Raw genomic sequence first — 5,400 nt, 5'->3', positions numbered from 1 at the left:
GTTTAACCTAAGTAATGTCATTAAATAGATATGAAATTGAACAGACATAAAAAATTGAAGGCATTCTCGCTTGCTGAAATCCTGATCGTTTTGGCCATTATGGGAATTCTATTGATGCTCGTCATTCCGAATCAAAGCGGGATTGCTACGCGCACCAAAAGCATGGAAGCACAGCAGGAATTGAGAATGATCCACAACCTGCAGTATGCTTATTTTCTGCAGTACTCAAAGTATTCCATGGATACCAAAGAGATCAATTACATTCCGCACAAATTGATCACCGAAAACGGCACAGCACTTTATCGCGTTTCGATTATCGAAGCTTCTCCTTCCGGGTTCAAAGCAAAGGCGGAAGCCGTGCAGGATTTCAACGGAGACGGGAAATACAATATTTGGGAAATTGATCAGGAAGGTCAACCGAAAGAAACACAAGTAGATTAATCCGATGTTCGTTTTCGTAGTCATAGCAGTTCTATTAACAATCATCTACCAGGATTTCCGCTACCGGGAAATCTGGTGGTTCACTCCGCCCCTGCTTTTCATCAGCGGATTGATTTATCATTGGAAATTGCTCAACTGGGAACACTTCTTTTTCAATTTGCTGTTTATCAGTTTTGTTCTCAGCTTCCTGGTCGTGTATATCCGCATCCGTTTCAGCTCAAAGAACTTGTTCAAAGAATATTTCGGATTGGGCGATGCCTTGGTCTTACTGGCGCTTACACCGCTGTTCGCCTTTCCGTTTTTCATCTATTTTTTCACTGCCGGTACGATCATCAGTCTGATCGGTTTCTTTCTGACCATGCTGTTTTTCAAAAGCAAGAAATCAATTCCTTACGCAGGCTATATTTCGCTGTGTACGATCGTTTTTCTGTTGCTCACCGAGTTCAAAATTGCACCAATCTTCCATGAATTATGAGTGAAGTGAACAACCTGTCCGTTTCTGCAGAATTACAGCAGGTGATTCCATCCGATCTGGCGTGGCATTACCGTGTGATTCCCCGGGAAATCACAGAAGAACTGGCAACGTTTTATATTGACAATACGCAGCATTTAAATACGGTTGCGGAAGAACTCACCGCCCTGCTCGGTAAAAATGTAGAGTTGGTTCCCGAAAAACCGGACGTTATCCAGCGTTCACTCGGAAAATTCTTCCGCAGGGCCAACCAGGAAAAACAATTGGTCTTCAATGCCAATACGGATTTTGTGGATCGGATTATCCAGGATGCAAACCACTTGGGAAGCAGTGATATCCACATCGAAATTTACGAAGACCGGGCACGTGTCCGGATCCGGATCGACGGACATTTGATCGAACGTTATTCCATCGACAAAACGGAATATTCGGAATTGGTCAACAAAGTGAAAATCCGTTCCAATCTCGATATTTCCGAAAAACGGCTTCCGCAAGACGGACGAATCCAATACCAGAATTTCGATATCCGTGTTTCCATTCTGCCTACACTTCACGGCGAAAAGATCGTGATGCGTATTCTGGGGAAAGATGCTTCATCAATTCAGATAACGCAGCTTGGGCTAACAGACAATGATCTGAGAAATTACCTGGAAGGAATCAAAAAACCGCATGGAATTGTGCTGATCAGCGGGCCGACGGGTTCGGGAAAAACGACGACTCTCTATGCAACTTTGAAACAGTTAAACGATGAAAAGCGCAACATTGTAACGGTCGAAGATCCGATCGAATACACGCTGGAAGGAATCAACCAGGTGCAGCTGAAAGAACAAATCGGGCTGACATTTGCAAGCGCACTTCGTTCCTTCCTCCGGCAGGATCCGGATGTGATCATGCTTGGAGAGATCCGTGATGGGGAAACTGCCCAGATGGCAATCCGCGCGGCATTAACCGGTCACCTGGTTTTGTCAACCATTCACACGAACTCTGCCTGGGGAACAATTTCGAGGTTGATCGACATGGGCGTTCCTTCGTTTTTGATTGCGAGCACCATCAACACTTCAGTCGCTCAGCGCTTACTCCGCAAACTGTGTACGACCTGCAAACAGGAAGTAGAAACTTCTCCCCTCGACTGGCCGCGGAACTTCAATCCGGAAAACATTCCTTCTAAAGTATTTGAAGCCGTTGGTTGTGACGATTGCCATTTTACAGGTTACAAAGGTCGAACGGCTATTTATGAAGTCATTCCGATTGATTTCGAATTGTCCGAAAGCATTAAAAACAATGACTCAACCATTGAAGACAAACTGGTTGAACGAGATATTATTACGTTAAACAAACAAGCACTTGAATTAATAAAATCCGGAATCACTTCGCTGGAAGAAGCATATCCGATATTAACTGAAATCTAAATGAAAAAACACCTTCTGATACTTTTCCTATTCGGCGCCGTCATGCTGCATCACCAGGTGAAAGCCCAAAGCTTCACCGAACCTACGTTGCGCGCAAAACTGGACAGCCTGAGTATCCAATCGAAAGGATTGAACAATACCTTTCAGTTGAATGTTTCAGGGTTGCCGCTATCGGAATTGGTAAACTCCATCGCACTCGAAAACAACCTGAATATCAGTATTGATCCGGTATTAAACAATGCCGTTTCGTACAACTTTTTCGATGCGAAGGTAAAAGACGTACTCGTATTCCTGTATGAACATTTCGACATTGAATACCGTTTTGTCGGGAACATTCTTGCGATCACCAAACGGGAAATCAAAAAAGAGGCTCCACAACCGAAGATTGAGAAGAAAATCGACGTGAAGTACAATCCTTCCAATGAGTTTTTGTCTGTGGACCTGAAGAACGACAGCCTTTTCAGAGTGATGAAAGAAATCAGTTCCCTGAGCGGAAAAAACATCGTGATTGCTCCGGATGTCAGAGACAAACCGATTACCGGATATTTCCTGAACAGACCGTTCGACCAGGTAGTTGCCATGACTGCCAAAGCAAACGGATTGGAAAGTTCCGTAGATGAAAACGGAATCACCTATGTGTTTGCTTCGACTAAAACCGAAAAGAATACCAATCCTTCCAGTTCCGGCGGTGGATTCAAACCGGCAACGGATTTCGAGCAAACCGGAGTTCAGATCAAGAAAAATGAATTCGGAACCCTGGATATCATCGCCAATAACGCCGATATTTCCGACATCATCAAGTTTTCGGCGCAAGAACTTCTGACTCCTTATTTCTTCTACAATAAACCGGACGGGAAAGCCAGTTTTCAACTGCAGGATGTGACATTTCCGGAAGTATTGAATCTCCTGTTCGTTGGAACAAAATATGCGTATAAAGAAGACAATAAGCTCTTCCTGATCGGGGAAAACAAGTCGGAAGGAATTCGTGTAACAGAAGTGGTACGCATGGAAAACCGCACAATCGAAAACGTAAAAACATCCGTTCCGAAAGAACTTACGCAAGATCTGGATGTAAATGAATTCCCGGAATTAAACGCCTTGATTGTAACCGGTCCTGCCAGAAAAGTGGCAGAGTTAAAGTCATTCCTTTCCTCCATTGATATCGTGGTTCCTTTGGTACAAATTGACGTTATGATCCTGATTTCAGAGCGAACCAGCACCGTTACTTCCGGAGTAAAAATGGGATTGGGAGATAAACCGACTGTGACCAGCGGAACCGTTTTCCCTTCTCTTGATGTGAATCTGGGAGCAAGTGCGCTCAACAATATCCTGAACACCATTAACGGGTTTGGAGTTGTGAACCTGGGAGCCGTAACGGAAAACTTCTACATGTCACTTCAGTTACTGGAATCCAATGGAATGATTGACGTGGAAAGTACGCCGAAAATCACTACGTTGAGCAGCCATTTGGCAACGGTATCGATTGGTCAGACGACCTATTACCAGGAGCAGCAAGTCAATTACCAGAATACGGTTGTCAACCAGGGAGTATTGACTTCCAAGATTTGGAAATCCGTTGATGCGAATCTGACCGTAAAGATCAAACCCTTTGTTTCTTCCGACGGAAATGTCACGATGGAAATTACACTCACCAATGACGATTTTGACGGAAGCCGTGTAGATTTAACAGCTCCGCCGAATGCAACCAAGCAGACCTTCGAATCCATGATCCGCGTTCAAAACGGAGATGTGGTCTTATTGGGTGGTTTGGATAAAAAACAGAACAATAACAGTGGAAACGGAGTTCCGCTACTTTCGCGTGTTCCGGTGATCAAATGGTTATTCAGCAGCAGAAGCAAAGCGAAAAGAAAGTATAAATTGCATATCATTGTTCGCCCAACGGTTACGTATTAATGAGAAATCCATTCACACATAGCGGCCCCAAAAAGTTCAACTTCATTTCGATTCTTCATCAATCGAACGGAAGTCTGTTTCAGTATGCCTGCATTGACGAAACATCTACGGCGCATGCATTGGAAAGCTATGAATCCATGGAAGAGATTCTCAAAAAAGCAACCAAAACGATTCCCTTCATTATTCATCTTCGCGGAGCAGGAGTTTTGGCCAGAAGTGTGGAAAATGTACCGAATTACAAAGAACGCCTCCTTGTTTCGGGGAGGGAAGACGAATTTTATTTCAACAGTTACGAACGATCCGGATCTGTTCTGGTTTCCTTTGCGCGCAAGCATGTTGTGGATGAGTTTTTGAGCCCGATAGAAGCCGTTAAAGGATTTATCTGGGGAATCTATATCGGACCATCCGTTTTGCCGTTTAAGGCCGAAAATCCTACGAGTATTCAAGCGGATTATGTGGTATCGTTTCCTTCCAAAGAACAGGTCACGATTACTAAAAATGAGCAGGAGCTTTCCGAAAAGCACATACAAAGCAGTTACCTCGAAGCAATTATCAATGAATTGTTTGGAAAACAAGCCCGCGAAGATGCATTTCACCAGGGAATTCCGGAGGAAGTATTGAATCAGACAAAAGCGAATTACAAAGATTATTCCCGCTTCAAAGTCATTGGTTTAAGCATCCTGGCGTTCTTTCTCATCACGTTGACCGGAAATTATTTCCTCGTCAATCACCTCAACCAGGTGGCGGCAGATTACGAACAGGAAATCTCGGGCTACCAGGACAACTTTGCAGTCATCGACCGCATTAAACAGGAAAAACAGCGCAAACTGGTCTTGTTTCAGAATTCCGGAATTCAATCCGGAAACCTGTTGTCTTATTACACAGACGATATCGGGGCAACGGTTCCGAAAAGCATTCAATTCACCGAAATGGAATTGTTTCCGTTGGTTCAGCCGCTCAAACCCAAGCACAAGGTTGAAACGGACAATTCGAAGATCACCATTCACGGCCTCAGAGCCAACAGCAAGGTGCTCGACGACTGGATGGAAGACCTCGAGAAAAAAGAATGGATTCAAAGTGTGGAGGTGATCAATTATTCCCGTTTGAATAACAAGAGTTCACTCTTTCACATCATTATACACATCCGGCAATGACTTTATTTGA

At 44.0% G+C, this 5,400-nt stretch carries 5 protein-coding genes; all 5 read left to right on the top strand.

What is annotated here, in order from left to right; genetic code table 11:
* Positions 1–30 precede the first annotated feature (30 nt).
* The 5 genes from Q1V93_RS01975 to Q1V93_RS01955 are packed head-to-tail and all read left to right on the top strand — an operon-like array spanning position 31 to position 5,390.
* Positions 31–441 (top strand): type II secretion system protein, encoded by a 411-nt coding sequence (locus Q1V93_RS01975; RefSeq protein ID WP_300660734.1) that lies wholly within the window; start codon positions 31–33, stop codon positions 439–441.
* Between the two features lie 4 nt (positions 442–445).
* Positions 446–916, top strand: coding sequence for a prepilin peptidase (locus Q1V93_RS01970; RefSeq protein ID WP_300660731.1), 471 nt, complete (start codon positions 446–448; stop codon positions 914–916).
* The gene (locus tag Q1V93_RS01965) at positions 913–2,322 is read left to right on the top strand and encodes a GspE/PulE family protein (protein ID WP_300660729.1); all 1,410 of its coding nucleotides are present in this window, start codon (positions 913–915) and stop codon (positions 2,320–2,322) included. The genes Q1V93_RS01970 and Q1V93_RS01965 overlap by 4 nt, the downstream gene beginning before the upstream one ends.
* Entirely contained in the window at positions 2,323–4,236 is a 1,914-nt protein-coding gene (locus Q1V93_RS01960) for a type II and III secretion system protein (protein ID WP_300660726.1), read from the top strand.
* Complete coding sequence (locus Q1V93_RS01955; RefSeq protein WP_300660724.1) at positions 4,236–5,390, top strand: hypothetical protein; 1,155 nt, start codon at positions 4,236–4,238, stop codon at positions 5,388–5,390. The genes Q1V93_RS01960 and Q1V93_RS01955 overlap by 1 nt, the downstream gene beginning before the upstream one ends.
* The last annotated feature ends 10 nt before the right edge of the window (positions 5,391–5,400 follow it).

Source organism: Fluviicola sp. (assembly GCF_030151805.1).
Lineage (GTDB): Bacteria > Bacteroidota > Bacteroidia > Flavobacteriales_D > Crocinitomicaceae > Fluviicola.
This window is presented reverse-complemented; position numbering and strand designations above follow the sequence as displayed.